Source organism: Campylobacter sp. 7477a (assembly GCF_014892335.1).
Classification (GTDB): Bacteria; Campylobacterota; Campylobacteria; order Campylobacterales; family Campylobacteraceae; genus Campylobacter_A; species Campylobacter_A californiensis.
Window position 1 is genome coordinate 1 of sequence record NZ_JADBJH010000001.1, and the last position, 17637, is coordinate 17637.

Annotated in this window: 18 protein-coding genes and 3 tRNA genes; 11 read left to right on the plus strand and 10 right to left on the minus strand. The window is 36.3% G+C overall.

All coding sequences use genetic code 11. From position 1 onward, the window contains the following. Nucleotides 1-160: 160 nt before the first annotated feature. A complete protein-coding gene (locus CCAL5182_RS00005) occupies nt 161-382 on the plus strand; it encodes a hypothetical protein (RefSeq protein ID WP_336609920.1) in 222 nt (73 codons plus the stop codon). A gap of 813 nt (nt 383-1195) precedes the next feature. On the opposite strand, the gene CCAL5182_RS00010 is transcribed toward CCAL5182_RS00005, so the two are convergent. The 3 genes from CCAL5182_RS00010 to CCAL5182_RS00020 form a co-directional block, all read right to left on the minus strand. Continuing rightward, on the minus strand, nt 1196-1417 hold the full coding sequence (locus CCAL5182_RS00010; protein ID WP_336609921.1) for a hypothetical protein: 222 nt from the start codon (nt 1415-1417) through the stop codon (nt 1196-1198). A gap of 4 nt (nt 1418-1421) precedes the next feature. Beyond that, nucleotides 1422-2372: a hypothetical protein gene (locus tag CCAL5182_RS00015; protein ID WP_336609922.1), complete on the minus strand. Its 951-nt coding sequence runs from the start codon at nt 2370-2372 to the stop codon at nt 1422-1424. A 76-nt stretch (nt 2373-2448) separates the two neighbouring features. Further along, nucleotides 2449-2892, minus strand: coding sequence for a helix-turn-helix domain-containing protein (locus CCAL5182_RS00020; protein ID WP_336609923.1), 444 nt, complete (start codon nt 2890-2892; stop codon nt 2449-2451). Between the two features lie 135 nt (nt 2893-3027). On the opposite strand from CCAL5182_RS00020, the gene CCAL5182_RS00025 reads away from it, so the two are divergent. The 5 genes from CCAL5182_RS00025 to CCAL5182_RS00045 all read left to right on the plus strand — a co-directional run bounded on the left by CCAL5182_RS00025 (nt 3028) and on the right by CCAL5182_RS00045 (nt 6160). Continuing rightward, nucleotides 3028-3237, plus strand: a complete 210-nt coding sequence (locus tag CCAL5182_RS00025; RefSeq protein ID WP_336609924.1) for a hypothetical protein — start codon at nt 3028-3030, stop codon at nt 3235-3237. 224 nt (nt 3238-3461) lie between these two features. Next, the gene (locus tag CCAL5182_RS00030; RefSeq protein WP_336609925.1) at nt 3462-4376 is read left to right on the plus strand and encodes a helix-turn-helix domain-containing protein; all 915 of its coding nucleotides are present in this window, start codon (nt 3462-3464) and stop codon (nt 4374-4376) included. Between the two features lie 8 nt (nt 4377-4384). Then, the gene (locus CCAL5182_RS00035; RefSeq protein WP_336609926.1) at nt 4385-4798 is read left to right on the plus strand and encodes a hypothetical protein; all 414 of its coding nucleotides are present in this window, start codon (nt 4385-4387) and stop codon (nt 4796-4798) included. After that, nucleotides 4788-5054 (plus strand): hypothetical protein, encoded by a 267-nt coding sequence (locus tag CCAL5182_RS00040; protein ID WP_336609927.1) that lies wholly within the window; start codon nt 4788-4790, stop codon nt 5052-5054. The genes CCAL5182_RS00035 and CCAL5182_RS00040 overlap by 11 nt, the downstream gene beginning before the upstream one ends. After that, the gene (locus tag CCAL5182_RS00045; protein ID WP_336609928.1) at nt 5048-6160 is read left to right on the plus strand and encodes a tyrosine-type recombinase/integrase; all 1113 of its coding nucleotides are present in this window, start codon (nt 5048-5050) and stop codon (nt 6158-6160) included. Before CCAL5182_RS00040 ends, CCAL5182_RS00045 begins: the two co-directional genes overlap by 7 nt. A 188-nt stretch (nt 6161-6348) precedes the next feature. Here CCAL5182_RS00045 and CCAL5182_RS00050 read toward each other — a convergent pair. The 4 genes from CCAL5182_RS00050 to flgL form a co-directional block, all read right to left on the minus strand. Beyond that, nucleotides 6349-6423 (minus strand) — tRNA-Met (locus tag CCAL5182_RS00050). 20 nt (nt 6424-6443) lie between these two features. Then, nucleotides 6444-6518 (minus strand) — tRNA-Gln (locus CCAL5182_RS00055). Between the two features lie 98 nt (nt 6519-6616). Further along, nucleotides 6617-8704, minus strand: coding sequence for a DNA translocase FtsK 4TM domain-containing protein (locus CCAL5182_RS00060; protein ID WP_442862133.1), 2088 nt, complete (start codon nt 8702-8704; stop codon nt 6617-6619). 164 nt (nt 8705-8868) lie between these two features. After that, the gene (gene flgL, locus CCAL5182_RS00065) at nt 8869-11133 is read right to left on the minus strand and encodes a flagellar hook-associated protein FlgL (protein WP_336609929.1); all 2265 of its coding nucleotides are present in this window, start codon (nt 11131-11133) and stop codon (nt 8869-8871) included. Nucleotides 11134-11241: 108 nt separating this feature from the next. Between flgL and CCAL5182_RS00070 the strand changes: the two genes are divergently transcribed. From CCAL5182_RS00070 to CCAL5182_RS00085, 4 genes are all read left to right on the plus strand, one after another. Next, nucleotides 11242-11982 (plus strand): YaaA family protein, encoded by a 741-nt coding sequence (locus tag CCAL5182_RS00070; RefSeq protein ID WP_336609930.1) that lies wholly within the window; start codon nt 11242-11244, stop codon nt 11980-11982. Nucleotides 11983-12111: 129 nt separating this feature from the next. Next, entirely contained in the window at nt 12112-12414 is a 303-nt protein-coding gene (locus CCAL5182_RS00075) for an HU family DNA-binding protein (RefSeq protein WP_169935850.1), read from the plus strand. A gap of 90 nt (nt 12415-12504) precedes the next feature. Further along, a tRNA-Leu gene (locus tag CCAL5182_RS00080) sits at nt 12505-12591 on the plus strand. Nucleotides 12592-12666: 75 nt separating this feature from the next. Then, nucleotides 12667-13404: a hypothetical protein gene (locus CCAL5182_RS00085; protein WP_170016113.1), complete on the plus strand. Its 738-nt coding sequence runs from the start codon at nt 12667-12669 to the stop codon at nt 13402-13404. On the opposite strand, the gene murG is transcribed toward CCAL5182_RS00085, so the two are convergent. The 3 genes from murG to CCAL5182_RS00100 form a co-directional block, all read right to left on the minus strand. Next, nucleotides 13396-14430 (minus strand): undecaprenyldiphospho-muramoylpentapeptide beta-N-acetylglucosaminyltransferase, encoded by a 1035-nt coding sequence (gene murG / locus CCAL5182_RS00090; protein ID WP_336609931.1) that lies wholly within the window; start codon nt 14428-14430, stop codon nt 13396-13398. The genes CCAL5182_RS00085 and murG overlap by 9 nt on opposite strands. Further along, on the minus strand, nt 14427-15587 hold the full coding sequence (locus CCAL5182_RS00095; RefSeq protein WP_169935856.1) for a peptidoglycan glycosyltransferase FtsW: 1161 nt from the start codon (nt 15585-15587) through the stop codon (nt 14427-14429). Before CCAL5182_RS00095 ends, murG begins: the two co-directional genes overlap by 4 nt. 73 nt (nt 15588-15660) lie before the next feature. Beyond that, nucleotides 15661-16722, minus strand: a complete 1062-nt coding sequence (locus tag CCAL5182_RS00100; RefSeq protein ID WP_336609932.1) for a tyrosine-type recombinase/integrase — start codon at nt 16720-16722, stop codon at nt 15661-15663. Nucleotides 16723-16801: 79 nt separating this feature from the next. Here CCAL5182_RS00100 and murI point away from each other — a divergent pair, with 79 nt between their 5' ends. Further along, the gene (murI, locus tag CCAL5182_RS00105; protein ID WP_336609933.1) at nt 16802-17602 is read left to right on the plus strand and encodes a glutamate racemase; all 801 of its coding nucleotides are present in this window, start codon (nt 16802-16804) and stop codon (nt 17600-17602) included. Nucleotides 17603-17637 lie beyond the last annotated feature (35 nt).

A 17637-nucleotide genomic window follows, 5' to 3' on the forward strand; every position in this document is an offset into this window, starting at 1 on the left:
CTTTTGCTCCTTTAAAACATTTTGTTTTATTTTTATGGAATAATAACACAATTTATTTTATTTGTCAAGAGTTTTTAAAACATTTTGAATTATTTTTTTCAAAAAATAAGTTATTTTGTTTTATTTTGGTATAATTTAGGAAAAATAATCTAGGAAAAAAATGACAAAGCAAGAATTTACAAGCAAGCTCAAAGAGCTTGGTCTTTCGGTGGTTGAATTTTCGGATATGGTCGGGCTAAACCCGGCTAGCGTAAGAAGCTTCAATGACGAAAAACGCCCGATTCCTCAATGGATAGATAGCTGGATCGAACTATACGAAAAGTCAAAGTGTTATACTGAGCTCAAAGAAAAGATTTTTGAGATAGAAAAAATAGAGGCGTAATAGGCGATATTGCGTTTGTTCTGCGTTTTTGTTTTATTTTACTTTTATCGTTATGGTTTGCCTTGCTGTCGTTACTACGATGCGCTGCCCACATTTTTACCGACCGTATTTTATACCTGCCCGCACGCCGCCCCATTTTATAGCGATTTTTGGGGTTTAGGTTGTTTGTGCGGTAGTTTTTTAACCTTTAAATATGAAGTTTTGGGCTAGTTTTATCCAAAATTTGCGGTGCAAAGAGCGGTTTTGAAAAAAGTTGCAAGTTTTGCAAAATGGATTTTGGCTTGAGACGGCAGCGTGAAACATAGATTTGGGATGATGAACGCTTGGGTGGAGTTTTTGCGCGGTCGTTGAGTTTTTTTGGCGGGACGGTCGGTTGCAAGACGTATGAAAATTTTTAAAAATTTGCCGCCTTTGGGTATTTGACCCGTAGGCGCAATGTAACAAATGGCGTATTTGTGGGCTTTTTGCTAAGCCGATTTGGCACACTAGGCGGATTTTGTGCCAAAACAGCGAATTTTTAGGATAGCTACTTTTGCTTTTTTGAGATATGACCGTCTTTGTTTTTTGGATTTTGATTTTGCGTCGGCGGAGTTTTTTGTTTTGTTTGCACGGGGAAATTTCACGGAAGAAAGGAGCGTGGGTAAATTTCTAGCCGACAGGGGGGGTGGCTGACCCCGCTTACTTGCAAATTATCCCTATCGGGCAATCTCACAAACTATTAAAATTTTGAAGTCTTTGCAAAAATTCAAAGTTGGCGTTAAAAACACAACAAGCCATCAAGATAAAATTTTTATCCTTTAAAATGTGGAGTTTTTAAAATTTACTACTTCGCCTTTTTTTTGTGCCTTTTTTACCGGTGTATGGGTTGCGGTTGCCTTTGGTAGAGTAGTTATTTTTCATTGTGCCATCTCTATTACTTTTAAAATGTGGGGCGACGTATTTGCCCTTTTTAGTGATGTATCCGCTCGTAAATGAACCGCTAAAAGCAAAGCTAAAAGCCCCTAATAAACACAAAAATAAAACCGCTTTTTTCATTTATTTAGTAGCCTCCTTTTGTCATATATTTGTATTTATTACACCCAGCCTGCGAGCCATAATCACAAGCTTTTGCAAAGAGTTTTTTAGAGAGATTTAAATCATACTTTACGCACTGACCGCTTATGTAAGCCCAGCCGAGCAAAAAACAAGCTTCACCGTCTGCCTTGTCGCATAGGTCTGTCATTAGTTTTTTACCCTCTTTGCATTGGTTGTTAAACATAAGCTCTTCAGCCAGTGCTGGTCCGAATGACCTATCAAGTTCATACGCTTTTCTAAAATATTTAATTGCCTTTTTTGGGTCTGGATAATCATCGTCCAACTCGACACACAACTTCAAATTATCCCTATCTCCTTTTGGTGAAACAAAACAATAGGCTAAATTTCGGCAAAATTTAACTTGATTATCGACCATACAATATCTATCCATTAAGGCTTCTCTTTGGTTGTGGTTAAGTTTAAATAATCTAGCTTCGCAGGCTTCCCAGTTGCCTAAATCGCAACTTTTAGTATAGTATTCAAAAGAGAGCCTTGCAAGCTCAGCTTTTTTGTCAGATACGGCAGTTTTAAATTCATACAAAATATTGTCAGGCTCGTCTGATAAAAGTGCGGCAATACCAAAACAATGATCGGCGCTATTATTTTTTAGGCAAGGTTTCTCAAAAAGCCCTGCTAATTTATTAAAATATTTTGTTTGCTCCTGCTTTGAAGCATTAATATCATCGCTTTTGCTCATAATGTCATATGTAAAAAAACAATACGAAATTATATTGAGGTTGTCGCATTTGTTTTTTAGGTATTCAAAGCCTTTTTTGACAGCTTCTATACCTTGAAGTTTTGAAATATAAGACGCCATCTCCTGCTCTTGGACTTTATCAAAAACAATGAGCCTACTAAATGTGCTTTCTGCGGATAGCGCTAGTGTCAAAGATATAATCAATAATAGTTTTTTCATTTTTTTTCTTTTTATTTTTAAGTTTAAAGCGAGTTCTCATAAGCGGCTTTTACTTTGCGTAAAATTTCGATGAGCCTTAATAGTTCTTATTATCTCTTTCTTTTTCTAGTTTATCAACTAGCGACATAAAATAGTAAAAAATAGACGGGGTGCGATATTTTTTATACAGCTCCGCAAATTCATCCAATCTTTTTTTTTCAACTTCTAGTAGTTGTAAATTTACGTCTTTTTCGATTGTTTCACCAGCAAAGGCTATGTTTAAATTATTGTTTTGGCTTATCGTATTGTCATTACCATCAAAAACGATATTATTATCTTTAATATTTCTATTAGTGAGTGTTTCCATACTTACTCCTAATTTTTGTGAAATTTCTAAAAGTCTATTGGATGGAATTTCGCCGTTTGTTTGCCACGTCCCTATTGTTTTATATGGAACTCCTAACATATCTCCAACCTCTTTATATGTTTTTACCCCAAGTAAAACTTTTAATTTTGTGAGTATTAAAGAACTTTGTTTCATTGTTGTTCCCCCTAAATTTTTATAACACTTGACAACACTCTTAAAAAATAATATAATTCTCTAAAACACTTTAAAACACTTTAGTAAAGTTTAGTGAAGTTTTAGTAATTATATCAAAAAATAAAAGGTTGTTGTATGAAAGCTTTAAAAATAGTAATAGATAGGGAAAAAATTGTTAATGAATTTGGAAATATCACAAATTTTGCCAAAGAAAAAGAGTTAAATGCTAGTAGTATTTTTGCCATCCTTAAAAAAAATGGTAAGGCTATATATTTTCAGCCAAAATCTAGCGTCAAACAAACCTACGACAAACTAAAAGAACTAGGCTACATAATAAGTGCGTAGCCTGCGTTTGTTGTAATGCCCTGCCAAATCTTAATTCGTGAATATCGGCAGGGTTTTAGAGCAAACGCTCGAAAGCAGAAGCTTTGGCTAGATAGCTCCGCGTGCGGCGCGGATAACTGCAAGATCTTTTACTTAGCATTGTTAATAGCAATAGGTGCCATAAATGGCTAACAATGCTAAGCGTCCTATTTTTGGGCGTTTAGCTGAAATTTAAAGCAGTTAAAATGGGTAAAATATCGTATATGCCTACGCGGCTTGAGATGGATGAGAGCGTCAGCGATAAGGCTAAAATATTTTATATGAAAATTTTAAGACTTTCAAATAACGATGATGAGTTTTGCTACGCTACGAATGAGTATTTTATGAAAATTATGAAGTGCGGCAAGGATTTGATCATCGATATGTTAAAAGAGCTTGAAAAAGGTGAGTATATAAAGATACTTTATGCAAATAAAAATAATAGGTCCGGACGTAAAATTTATGCCAAAATCGACATAGATTTCGTGTCGGCAGAAACCGACACGGATAGTTTTGTCTCGGCTACAGCCGACACGCCGTGTCGGCAAAATCCGACACGACAACCTATTATATATAATAAATTTAATATAAAAGAAAATTTAAAAAGAAAAAATCAAAATTTTGATGATGTTATTTGCGATGAATTATCAAAATCTAAAAATGAAAATCTTGATAAATTTTTAGACGCTAAAAGCAAAAAACAAAATCAAGTTAGAGTGCAAATTTTAAATATCGCTTTACCAAGTCAAATTAATCCGCAAATGTGGGCGGAGTTTGTACAAATGCGAAGCGAGATAAAAAAGCCTCTTACACAAACAGCGGCTAGTCGCATAATAAAGCGACTTGAAAGCTTCATCGCACAAGGCTATGACGCAAACGAGATACTTGACCGCTCTATACGCAACTCTTGGCAAGATGTCTTTGAACCGATTAAAACCGCAAATGTGGGCGGCGTGAAGGCAAATGCCGACGCTGATGACGCAAGGATAAGGGCGGTAGTGATGGACGATGAGTTTGACGTGATAGATGCCGCCAAAAACGGTATAAAAACGCTAGTGGACGGCAGACGCGTAGCGTATGGAAGCTATCAGGGCAAGACCAGGTTTTATTTTCTAGACTAGGAGAGGTGATGAAAAAAACGATCGCGGCGATAAGCGGACGCGGCAATTTTGCTCCGCTTGAACTGGAAATGATAGGCGAGCTGGTTTCGCTCGTGCCAAAGGATAATCTGCAGGACTTTGCTAGAGCTTTGCTCTGCGACACGCACGAGCTAAACAAGCTAAAGAGTGCGACCATAACGCTACCAATGGTGTTTTATTACGTAAAAGACGCCGTAAGGCGATACGCAAAAGAGCAAAGCGAACTCATCTACTTAAGGCTGCGTGGCGGAGAAAACAGCGTCTTAAACGAGCTTTTTAGCGATGATGAGCTAGGAGAGATTGAAACGCTTGGCTGGGGAGACGGCATAAAAAGCAAGATAGAAACAAAGATTTTTTCTAAAATGTGCGGCGAAAAGTTTAAGGAGTTTGGCGATGACGGCTAATGTAGAAGCCTTGCAAATGCAGATAAATGAGCTAAACAACAAGGTGGATTTAATCCTTTTTGAACTTATGCGAAACAAAAGGCAGTGCCTAAGCATAAAACAAGCGGCTGAAATTTTGCGTATCAGCTACGCCGGAGTGTATAAAAAGGCAGTGATAAATCACGCATTAGAGCCTGATAAGGAGATGTTTTTAAAAGACGGCAAGTGGTTTATCACATATTCCGGGTTAAGTAGATTAAAGGAGATGGTATGGTAAAATTCGCTCCGTCAAATAAGCGCGATGTCCTTACGCAAAAGGACGAAATAATGAAACACGCATATTTACGTGGAAATGTAGTGTGGGTAAAAGGAAGCGTAGATGGTAAAAGATACCGCGTCAGCACAAACAAGAGAGCCGATAAATATACTCTTGCTTGGGCTGAAAAACACTGGGCTGAAATCATCAACAACGCAATTTTATCTAAACAAAAAAACGAAATAAAGGGAGCAAAGGAAGTAAAACTAAGTGAGTTTGCTACTGCTTGGCTAAACTCATATCGCGGCAACGTAAGAGAGCTAACGCATAAGGCTTACGTAGCCGATACACACAAAAGAATTTTAAGCGTATTCGGCGATAAGCGTTTAAGTGAGATCACTCATTTAGACCTTACAAGGTGGCAGGGCGATTTAAAGACTACGTTATCGGCTAAGCGGATAAATAATTTGCGTAATCTATTTAGTCAAATTTTAGACGCCGGCGTAGATATGGAGCTAATTAACAAAAATCCATTCGTTAGCGTAAAAAAGCTAAAAAATGAAAAAACGCAGATCGCACCGTTAAGTCTTGACGAAGTAAAGCTTGTGATAAGTGCAGCCGATAGGCACTTTGCAAATGTGTTAAAGGTAGCGTTTTTTACCGGAATGAGAACCGGCGAGCTAATCGCTTTAAGGTGGGATAAAATAGACTTTGAGCGTGAGACGATACGTATAGACGCGGCTATCCGTCAAGGGCTATACGGCGTGCCAAAAACCCAAAGCTCAGTCCGAACGATAAAAATGCTACCTATCGTAAAAGAGGCGCTTTTAGAGCTTTATAACGATAGCGAGTGGGTAATACCGAATTCGCAAGGCGGTATGCTTTATGAGCCAAAAACTCTTAGCCAAAAATGGACGGCACTGCTTAAAAAAGTAGGCTTAGAACACCGCGTCTTTTATCAGACAAGGCATACCTTTGCGTCCATTATGTTAAACAAAAACGAGGACGTCTTGTGGGTAAGCTCTACAATGGGACACGCAGACGCCTCGATTACATTTAAGCGATACGCTAAAACGCTAGATAGCGACAAGCAAAGAGCTAAATTTCTAAACGAAATAGAGCTTTGAACCGCTTGGCTTGGCTAAATATCAGCTTAAACGGTACACTGTGTCAAAATATGACAAATACCAATTTTAGGACGATTAAGCCGAATATCGCCTAAAACAAAATGGCACAATTTTGGCACACTTGGGTTTTGAGCCTAAAAAGTAAAATGTGAAAGATCTGTTAAAACGCCTATTTTAGGGTTTTTATTTGGTTGCAGAGAGCGGATTTGAACCGCTGACCTTCGGGTTATGAGCCCGACGAGCTACCACTGCTCTACTCTGCGTCATTTGGATATTAAGGGGGTGGATGGGGTAAGAGGATTCGAACCTCTGAATGACTGGACCAAAACCAGTTGCCTTACCGCTTGGCGATACCCCAACGCTTTAAAAAAGAAATTGAATTATACATTTTTTTTATTTCTTTGTCAAGGGAATTTTAAAAAATTTTGCAAAAAATATTAAAATTCCCTCAAATATCTATAAAATTTCTCTTTGTCCTTTTGCATTAAGTGGGCTTAAGACGCCCATTTTTTCCAGTTGCTCTAGGATATTTGCCGAGCGATTATACCCTATGCTTAGACGCCTTTGTAGATAGCTTATGGATGTTTTTTGCTCACTTAGTATAATGGCTTTTGCCTCTTCATAAAGTGGATCAAGCTCTCCGGCATTTAGCGTAGCTTCGCTATTTTCTCCACTGCTTCCAGCTTCAGCTAAAAATCTCTCATCATAAACTACTTCTTGTTGTGATTTTAAAAACTCAACAATGCTTTCTATCTCTTTTTCACTTGCAAATGGCGCATGTAGGCGTATTATACCAGGACTTCCGGGAGGGGTAAATAGCATATCACCACGTCCTAGCAAGCTTTCTGCTCCCATTTGATCAAGTATGACTTTGCTGTCTATGCGCTGTCCGACACGGTAGCTGATACGGCTTGGTAGGTTAGCTTTTATTAGACCGGTTACTACGTCCACACTTGGGCGTTGCGTGGCGACTATTAGATGTATACCGCTTGCTCTTGCCATCTGTGCCAGACGCCCGATATATAGCTCCACGTCCTTGCCACTAGTCATCATAAGGTCAGCCAACTCATCAATGATAACTACGATGTATGGGAATTGCTCGCCACCTTCTGCTTTCATCTTTTCGTTGTAGCTTTCGATATTTTTTGTGCGTGTGTGGCTCATGATAGTATAACGTCGCTCCATTTCAGCGACCATATTTGATAGAGCCGTTATGGCTTGTTTGGCCTGAGTGATAACAGGTGTTAAAAGATGCGGTATGTCGTTATAAATGCTAAACTCCAGCATTTTTGGGTCTATCATCATGAGACGAAGGGTTTGCGGGCTGTTGCGGTATAGCAAGCTTAGCAGCATGGCGTTTATGCCCACACTCTTGCCACTTCCGGTTGTTCCTGCGATGAGAAGGTGCGGGAGTTTTTTAAGGTCTGTTATAAAAGGTGCTCCGACTATGTCTTTGCCAAGTGCCATTGTTAGTGGGCTTTTGGCGTTTTTAAAGATTTCGCTATCTAAAATTTCTTTTAGGTAGATGGTTTCGGTGTTTGTGTTTGGCACCTCTATGCCAACTACGTCTTTGCCTGGAATTGGTGCCTGGATACGTATGGTTTGAGCACGTAAAGCCATAGCAAGATCGTCTTGAAGTGTTAAAATTTTACTGACTTTTATATGTGGGGCAGGGCGAAATTCAAATGTTGTAACGATCGGTCCTGTGTATGTACGAACCACATCGCCGTCTATCTTAAATTTACGAAGTTTATCAAGCAAGTCTGAAATTTTTTGATCAATTTCTGCTTCGTTTATGTGAGTTGATCTTTTTGGTGGATCTTTTAGAAATTTAAGCGATGGAAGCTCGAAGTTTTTAGGTTTTTCGATTTTACCTTTTTCTATCTCCTCGAGTAATTTTTTATTTTCTACAACTTCATTTAAAATTTCAACGCCTTGAATTTTTAACTTTCTATTGATGCTTGGCTCATCAAATTCGCTGTTTATGTCAGGTTCTAAATTTATTTGTGTATCGGCTTCATCTGTGTTTGAAATTTCTATTTGTTCTATAACTTGCTCGTCCACATATGTTTTGATATCGTCTTTAGTATTTGAAATTTCTTTTAGTTTTTTGCGTTCTATAGTTTGTTTTTGACTTGTTTTTTGTTCTTGATTTTTAAATTTTAAATTTACCGTAGGGTCTACAAAAGCTCGCCTTAGCACAACTATAATATTATCTCTAAAGATAAGTCCGACAGAGATAACAAACATCATAAGTATCACTATGCATGTGCCAAATGTACCGATAACGTCCCTTAGAGCATCGTTGATGAAATTTCCGACTTCTCCGCTGTTTGCGATAGATGTTGTGATCGATTGAAGCATTAAGATTGCAATAAAAAATAAAAAAAATCCAAGCAGGCTTTGGGCTAATTCGCTATCAAATTTATTGTGTTTTTTATAAAACAAATAGCTTAAGATAATCAGCAAAAATGGATAAACATAAGCAATAAGTCCAAATAGCTTAAAATTTAAATTTCCAAGCAACTCACCGACAGAACCCACAAAATCAGCTGTCGGAGCTATGGTTGCAATGCCAAAAAATAGTAAAATACAAATGATTATTGTTAAGATTGATTGGTGTAAAATTTTTAATCCTTTTTAATAAAAAGACTTATTATAACACAGCGGAGTTTAAAAATTTTAAAAGCGAGCGTGCCTGCCCGCTTTTACATGTAGTTTAAAAGACTTAGCTGGTTGATTTTAGAAGTAGCCTGAAGCATCGCTTGGTAGGCTAGGGATTTTTGAGTAAATGCAAGATAGGCTTCGGCGTAGTCAGCATCCATTATGTCTGATTTTACCGTTTGAACATTTACTTTCATAAGCTCGGCTCGTTCTTTCGTTGTTGTTATTAAATTTGTTTGAGATCCAATCTTGGTTATCTCTTTATTTACGTGATCCATTAAGTGATCAAGTCTTTGCAGTGCACCTTGCATGCCTGTGTTTCTTGGATCGCCGTTTTCATCGCTGGCACGGTAATACCCCTGCCTAACAGCCTCTATCATGCTATCAAGGTCGGCAAACATATCAATACCGGGCTCGTCTATCGTAACCGCGTTATTTTCCATAAAGCTAAACACAGAGCCATTGCCTTGTTTTGTTGCTGCGGTATTGCCTGTGCTATCACCATAAAATTTACCGCTTTCGCTTGCGTCTTGTATGCTAAGCTCGATATTTGTTACGCTTTGAGTTTTGTCGGTTAGTGTTATTCTGCCTTTGTCATCTAAATTTACTTCTACTGAGCCGTGTGATTTTTCTATAGCATCTTTGTATGCTTCATAGTTTTGTCTTCTTTGTTCTGTTGTGGTTGTGGCATTTTCCACATGAGGCGGATTTGGTATATTGTCACTCGCCGCCATTGCTACTATATCCATTAGTTGTCTATATGTAAAGTCGTTTGTCTGTGTTCTATACTCGCCAAATTCGTCCGCATTATACACAGCTAGAGATCTTGTGGCAGGCGTTCCTGTGGGGAAGGCATTGTTGCCATTAGCGTCGGTTGCTTGTATGGTAAATAAGACCGGCGTAGACGGATCTTGAGCGCCCAATCTTAATTCGATGGTGTATTTTATACCTGTTTTTGATTTGACTTCTATGGCTAGTTTTTGGTTATCGATATTATATCTGTCTTGTGAATTTGGATAAAGCTGCTGGGCTGCAGCCGTTTGACTTAAGCGTGTGGAGTCTGTGGCTACTTCTCCTGTTTTTCTATTAACCTGAGAGATATTGCCTATAAGCTGATTATTGCTTTTTTCAAACATTACATTATCGTAATCAAAAGAGTCAACTTTGTTTGAAGCTTTATCTTTAAAGTTGCTTTTTATAAAATTTGTTATATGCACATCGCCATTGTCTGCTAAAGTCTGTAAGGCTGATAATGTATCAACTGCTTGAAGAGGAGAATTTCCTGCCGTTTCATCAGCGATCGCCGTAGCAAGATCAGCTTTGTTGTCAACTTTAACAGTAGCGGCTACCATGTGAAAGTCTAGGACTTGAGAGCCTTTTGTTAGATCTTTTATATTAAATTGACCGTCATTGTTTATACTTACGTCAACGACTTTTGAGCCTTTAGTATTGCCAAACTCATAACCGATCTTATCCATTAAGCCTTCAAGCGTCGTGTCGCCTGTTACTTTAAATTTACTAGTAAAGCTTGTTCCGTCCGGTTTTGTTCCCTGTAAGAAAAAGTATGTGCCAGGGAAGTCAATGTCTTTATCGGTAAAATCATAATCTGAATTTATGGTATTTTTGTTATTTACATAGTTTAGTCCAACCATTTGTTTTATGGTTGATTGTTCGTTTAGGTATTTTAATTCAGTTCCATTTGAATAGTCTTTGGTGTTGTCTATCAAGCTTACATTTGTGGTTAAAATTTTATTATAGTCGTTATCTGAACCTAAAAATACTTGCTTCCCTGGAATGTTATAAGCCAGCTCTATCTGCGCTCCTGCTGAAGTTTTCATGCTTTCGCCGTTTCCTTGATACTTGCCTGAACCATCTATAGGCTTGGTATCAACGGCTGAACCTGAGAATAAAAACTGACCGTTCACGGAAGTGTTTGCGATATTTACAAGATGGTCTTTTATACCGACAAGCTCATTTGCAAGAGCTTCCAGTGATGTAGAACTATGCACGTCACTAGCTGCTTGTATCATCTTTGTTTTAAAATTTTCAAGTTGCTTTTCAAATTCTTGCAGTGATTTATCTGTATTTTTGGCGAAATTTACAGACTTTGATGTAGCTTCTATGACTTGGCTGAAGGTTTCTACTTCATAATCAAGCCTCATTCCGTCGTTATATAAACTAGCATCGTCGTATGCTTGATTTATCTTAATGCCGTTTGAAAGTTGCAAGTAGTTTTTTTGAACTCCGGCCATATTTCTTTGATAGTCATATAATGTTTGGTTGTAACGCCATTGATTTGTTATTCTCATTTTAATTCCTCTTTATTGGCAGATAAAGCAAAAATAGTTCCGCTTTTTATAATATCGGATAAAAAGTAAAATTATTTACACTATAATTAGACCCTTAAAGGAGTAAGTATGAAAATTTTATTTTCTCCAAGTGAGAGTAAAAGCGCGTTTAACAACGACGAAAGATTGGACAAAAGGAGTCTTGTATTTTTAGATTTGTATGAAAAAAGACTAGAAATTCTAAACATATATAATGAATTTATAAAAACTTCCAGTATAGATAAAATTTCAAAACTTTTTGGGATAAAAAATTTAATCGATGATAAGAGTTTAAGGCAGGATGTTTTTACAAAAGGTTTAATAAAAGCGGTTTTGCGCTATGACGGTGTTGCTTATAAGCACTTAAATTACCGAGATTTAAGTCAAAATTCACAAAATTATATAGATAAAAATGTGGTTATATTTTCAAATTTATTTGGACCCATTCTTGCCGGAGATAAAATTTTTGAATACAAATTGAAGCAGGGTGAGAAGATTAACGGTGTGAATATTGAAAAATTTTATAATGAACATTTTAGCAAAAGTCTTGATGAATTTTTACAAGATAATGATATTTTGGATCTTCGTGCAGGGTATTATGAGAAATTTTATCAAGTAAAAAAAGAGCACACAAGCTTTAAATTTATAAAAAATGGGAAAATAGTAAGCCATCACACAAAAGCATATCGAGGCAAAATTTTAAATCAAATCGCAAAAGATAATATTAATAGCAAAAAAGAGCTTATGGATGTAAATTTTGATGGACTAAAGTTAGTTGAGATCAAGAAGATAGGGCTAAAAAACGAGGTTTGTTTCGAGATAATGTGCTAAAAGCGCCTAATTTAGTTGAATTTTTACCAAAATATTGAAAAAGATAGCTAAAATAGGCAAAAAGCTATTGTTTTTTTTATAAAAACATTGTAGAATTAGCGCATTACAATTCTTATATAAGGACGATTTATGAAAAAAGCTGAATTTATTCAAGCTGTTGCCGATAAGGCCGGTCTTTCAAAAAAAGATTCTCTTAAAGTTGTTGACGCTGCTTTAGAGACTATAGCTGCTGCTCTTGAGAAAGGTGATTCTGTTAGCTTTATTGGTTTTGGTACTTTTGATACAACTGAAAGAGCTGCTAGAAAAGCAAGAGTTCCTGGAACAAAACAAGTTATCGACGTTCCTGCTAGCAAAGCTGTTAAATTTAAAGTTGGCAAAAAACTTAAAGAAGCAGTTGCCGCAGCCGCAGCAAAAAAATCTAAAAAGAAATAATTTTCTTAACCCAAAAGCCCTTTTATACAAAGGGCTTTAAATTTAGCTCACTTTTAGATATATTTGATACAATCACATTTCTAATTTTTAGCCCGAGTGGTGAAACTGGTAGACGCGCCAGACTCAAAATCTGGTAAGGGCAACCTTGTGTCGGTTCGAGTCCGACCTCGGGCACCATTATATATATTTTATACAAAAACTTCAAAACATATCAAATTTATAGTAGAATATCAAAAAATAAAAGAGAATAATATGAATTATACCACTATAAAAAATGAGATAGAAAATATAAAAAAAGAATTTGCGCTTTTAGATAGGGATTTTGACAAAGAAATTATTCCTTATGTTGATGTTTTTGAGTTTAATAAAAATGTTGATATGCTTAAAGCTAAATTTTATAGCAAAAACAATGAGAGCGATTTTTTTAATAATCTTTTTAATACAAATGACTACTACGAAGAGATAAGTCTGCATTTACGCAGAATGAACGATGTCTTAAAGGAAAGAGCCGCAAAAGAGGGTGTTAGCCTTGAGGCAAATAAAAATATCAAAAATAGTTTGGAAAAAATTTCAGATATTATCGCTATTTTGATAGAAGAATACAAAGAAAGTGTTAAAAAAGCGAAAGCTAATTTTATAAATTTTAATAACCAAGAAGAAAAAGAGATAAAAGAGATTTTAAGGGACTTAACGGGGCTTAAAGAGCAGATGAAGCGAGTTTTGAATTATGACTCAAAAATAGCTTCAAATGTAGTTCTTGTTGAGTTTAAAAACATATTTAGTTTTCTAACTAGTGCTATAACGGTTGCCAAAAAACGAAAAGATGAGCTTTTGCTTGTAGAGATAGCAGACGCAACTGACCGTATAATGCAAATCATAAATCCAGTCTTTAGTAGCAAAAGTCTTGTAAAAACAGAGCTTATCTATCACTATCTAAGCTATGAGCTTCAAGAGATAAAAGCAAGCGCGGTTGGCGAGCATCTAACCTAACTTGCTAAAAATTTTATCAACTATCTCTTTGGCTCCGTTTTGGTCTATCATGCTTTGTAGCGCTTTTGAGCTGTGATTTATATCAAATTCTTTAATCATTTTTAAAACACTATCAGTATCCACACCAGAGTCGTTTTGTAAACAAATTTTAGCTATATTTTTTTCAAATAAAAATTTAGCATTGTAGTATTGGTGATTTTTAGCGGCATGAGGATAGGGGATAAATATCGCAGGCAAGGCATTTGCGCAAAGTTCCCAAAGTGAGCTAGCTCCTGCACGACTTATAGCTAGGTCTGCGATCGACATTTTTTGTTCCAAATTTTTACTAAATTCAAAAATTTCTACATCATTTTCTAAACTTATACCTAAATTTCTATATCTTTCTTCAAGTTTTACAAGTGCGTTTTTGCCACATTGATGAATGATCTTTATGCCGCTTTCTTTAAGCTTAGGAGCTAAATTTACGGCAAGATCATTTATCGTTCTTGCTCCTTGTGATCCGCCTAAAAATATCACGGTTTTTAGCTCTTTTCTAATCCTTGACGTAGCAAAAAATTTACTGCCTACTGGATAATTGCATGGAGAAATTTTATCATATGAGCTGTAGTATCCCTTTGCATATGGTTTTAAAAGTTTGTTTAACTTACCTGTAATTGCGTTTTGTTCGTGTATAAAAAGTGGAATTTTGCACATTATAGCAGCAAATGCGGCAGGTGCGGCAGAGTAGCCACCAACAATAATAACGGCTCTTGCCTTATGTTTTTTTAAAATTTTACAACATTTTAGTGAGAGCTTAAAGATGTTTAGTAGAGATAAAATTTTATCAAAGCCTCTTTTGTTTACTACGCCACTACTTTCTAAGAAAATTCTTTCACTAAAATTTTCATCATTTTCAAACCAAAGCTTGTCCTGACCTCTTGTTGAGCCGATAAAAATCGGCTTTTGATCGCGAAGGTTAAGTTCTTCGCATAAACTTTTGACAATAGCTAGATGTCCTCCGGTTCCGCCACCACTAATAACCATCATATTTTCGCCTTTTTGCTTATCATTAAAACCATACCTATGCCTATACAAACGGCCAATATCGAACTACCACCATAGCTTAAAAACGGCACAGCGATACCTTTTATCGGTGTTATCGAAGTTATTCCGTAGCTATTCATAAGAAATGAAAACGATATGATAAGTCCGATACCGAGCGAGAATAGGTGATAAACTTTATTTTCGCTTCTGGCTGAAATTCTAAAAATTCTATAAAGTAACGCAAGCATAATAGCAACTATGCATAAAATTCCAACGACGCCGACTTCTTCTGCTATGCCTGCTAAAACAAAGTCCGTATGAACTTCACTTAAAAAGCCAAGCTTAAAAACGCCGGCACCAAGTCCTTCTCCTAAGAAATCCCCATGTTTTATAGCATTTAGTGAGTGTGAAATTTGATAAGGCTCCGGCGCATCATCCACTCTTAAAATTTCAGCTATATTTTCAGGTAGTATCGATAAAACCATGCCTTGTATCGTTCCCCACCATGATTTTATGCGTAAAATCCTGTGTTCAGAGCTGATAATGGCAACGATAGCAAGCAAGGCTGCACCTAAAAAACCTATGCTAAAAAATTTCATGCTAGTTCCTGCAAAAAGCGCCATCATGATAAGTGTTAATGCAAGCACGACAACTTGTCCAAGGTCATTTTGAAGAACGGCGATAAGATAAACCACTATCAGAAAGACGCAGATGTAAGGTAAAAGAAGTTTAAGTTCCTCTTTTATGCTTTTTTTGTTTTCATTTATCTTTCTGGCAAAACTCCATGCTAGAAAATAAACAAAACCTATCTTAAAAAACTCAACCGGCGCTAGCGAAAACCCGGGAAGTCTTATCCATCTACGCGCGCCACCTGCCTCCGTTACCATTGAAGAGGGTAGCATGTGCATAAGACCCATTGTGATTATACAAAAACCAAAAAGCCCAAAACCTATCCAGATAAGAGCTTTGTCGGGATTAAGTCTTGAAAGTCCCCACATCAAAAAAATACCTATACAACCTACTATAAGTTGCCTAATAAAAAAGTGATATTGACTATAATCAAACTGTAAAACCGTAAAAACAGGTAAGGATAGTGAAAATGTGATACTAATCGTAATCAGTGTCACGCAAAGGTAAAAAATAATCTTATCAACAGCCAAGATCTACTCCAAAAATTTATAGCCTTTTATTGTATTGAAACTCTACTTACAAAGCGATAAATGATCGTTTATACTAGCCATTTAGCTCTTCGGCAACTTGCGCGGCAAGTTTGAGCTTGTCGTTGTCAAAGTGAGTGTAAATTCTTGAAGTATTTAGGCTTGCATGACCCAAGGCTTCCTGCACTAAAACAAGGTCTTTTTGCTTTTTGTAAAGCATTGTTGCAAATGTGTGACGAAGCATATGTGCGCCGTTTTTTTCTTTACGGATACCGGCGCTAAATAAAATTTGCTCGACTATGCGACTTACGTATGCCTGAGTTAGCCTTGTGCCTTTTTTATTGATAAATAAATACCCCTCTTTATTTATGTAGTTTATGGCGATCGCGTCAATATGGGCTTCTATGAGGTGTCTTTTTATCATGACGATACGGTATTTGTTGCCTTTGCCTCTAATTCTTATGATATAAAGATCGCCTTCTTCCGTTATATCTTTTCGCTTTAAATTTAAAGCCTCGCTTACGCGAATTCCTGTGAAGATTATTGTTTTGATGATTAGCTTATTGCGATTTGTGTTTACCTTAAAGTCGGCATTTTTAATGGCATTTAGAAATTTATTAACCTCTTCTTCGCTCATAAATTCAGGTAGTTTTTGACCTCTAACTCCGCTTATACCGCCCCAGTTTTTTAAATTTATATCAAAAACATGAGCCTTGCCGTCTTCTTCGTTTTGTTTATCCAAAAACGCAAAGAAATTTATAACAGAAATTCTATAGTTTTTCTTACTCGCATCGCTTAGTCCGCCAGTAACGCTGGCTAAAACTTCGCTTATTAACTCTTCATCTATCACTTTTAAACTCGAAAGCTCGTAAAATTTAAGCGTCTCATAAATTTTTTTAAGTGGATTAAAGTAGGTGTTTATGCCCGTTAGTCCTGCATTTCTTGAAATTTTAACAAGTCCGTCAAGCTCTTCTATGCTTTTTATATCTCTGCTTAGCTTATAGTTTACGGTAGCTAAAGCCTTTGGATCTCTTAGTTCTTTATTAGAAAGAGAGCTTAATTTAAATTTGACATATCTTACGAGCCAAAACAGCATAGAGTTTTCAAAACTATCTTTTGCATCAAGCGGGTATTTCAATATATAAGCCTTATAAATTTAATAATTGAAAATTATATCCAAAAATGAGTTATAATAACGCCTTTAAAAGGAATTTGTAATGAAAATAGCTTTTTTTGACTCTGGTCTTGGCGGGCTTAGTGTGCTTCATCTGGCGCTAAAACGCTTAAAAAACGAAGAATTTTTATATTATGCAGATAAAGACAATGTTCCTTACGGCTTAAAAAGCAGGGAGGAGATTTTAAATTTCACGACAAAGAGCGTGGAATTTTTAATAAAGCAAGGCGCAAAAGCTGTCGTTATCGCATGTAATACCGCAACAAGCGTAGCGATAAACGAACTTAGAGCAAAATTTAACATACCGATAATCGGCATGGAGCCTGCTGTTAAAAAAGCTATTGACTTACAGCAAGAAATACCTGATGAAAATGATCTTAGAGTTTTACTTATCGCAACTCCCGTAACCGCGGTTGGCAAAAAACTAAAAGATCTTATCGGGCGCGTTGATACAAACCATTTAGTCGATATTTTACCGCTTCCAAAGCTTGTAGAATTTGCAGAAAAAGAAGAGTTTGCCTCAATTGATGTCTTGGAATATTTAAATAGCGAGCTTTTAAAATTTAATCTTACAAACTACTCCTCTATTGTGCTTGGATGTACGCATTTTAATTATTTTAAAGATACTCTAAGGCGGATTTTGCCAAGCAATATAAAAATACTTGACGGTAACGAAGGCACAGTAAATAAGCTAATATCCGAGCTTGAGGGCTTAAATTTAATTGAAAACAACAAGCAAAGCGTAGAGTTTTTTTACTCATCAAAACAAGTATCATCCGGTAGTGAGATCACAAAACTAAAGCGATATCTCAAGCGACTTGATGAGATGATAGATATAGCGTAAAATTTAATTTTTTATTTATTTTTTTTAAATAGAAT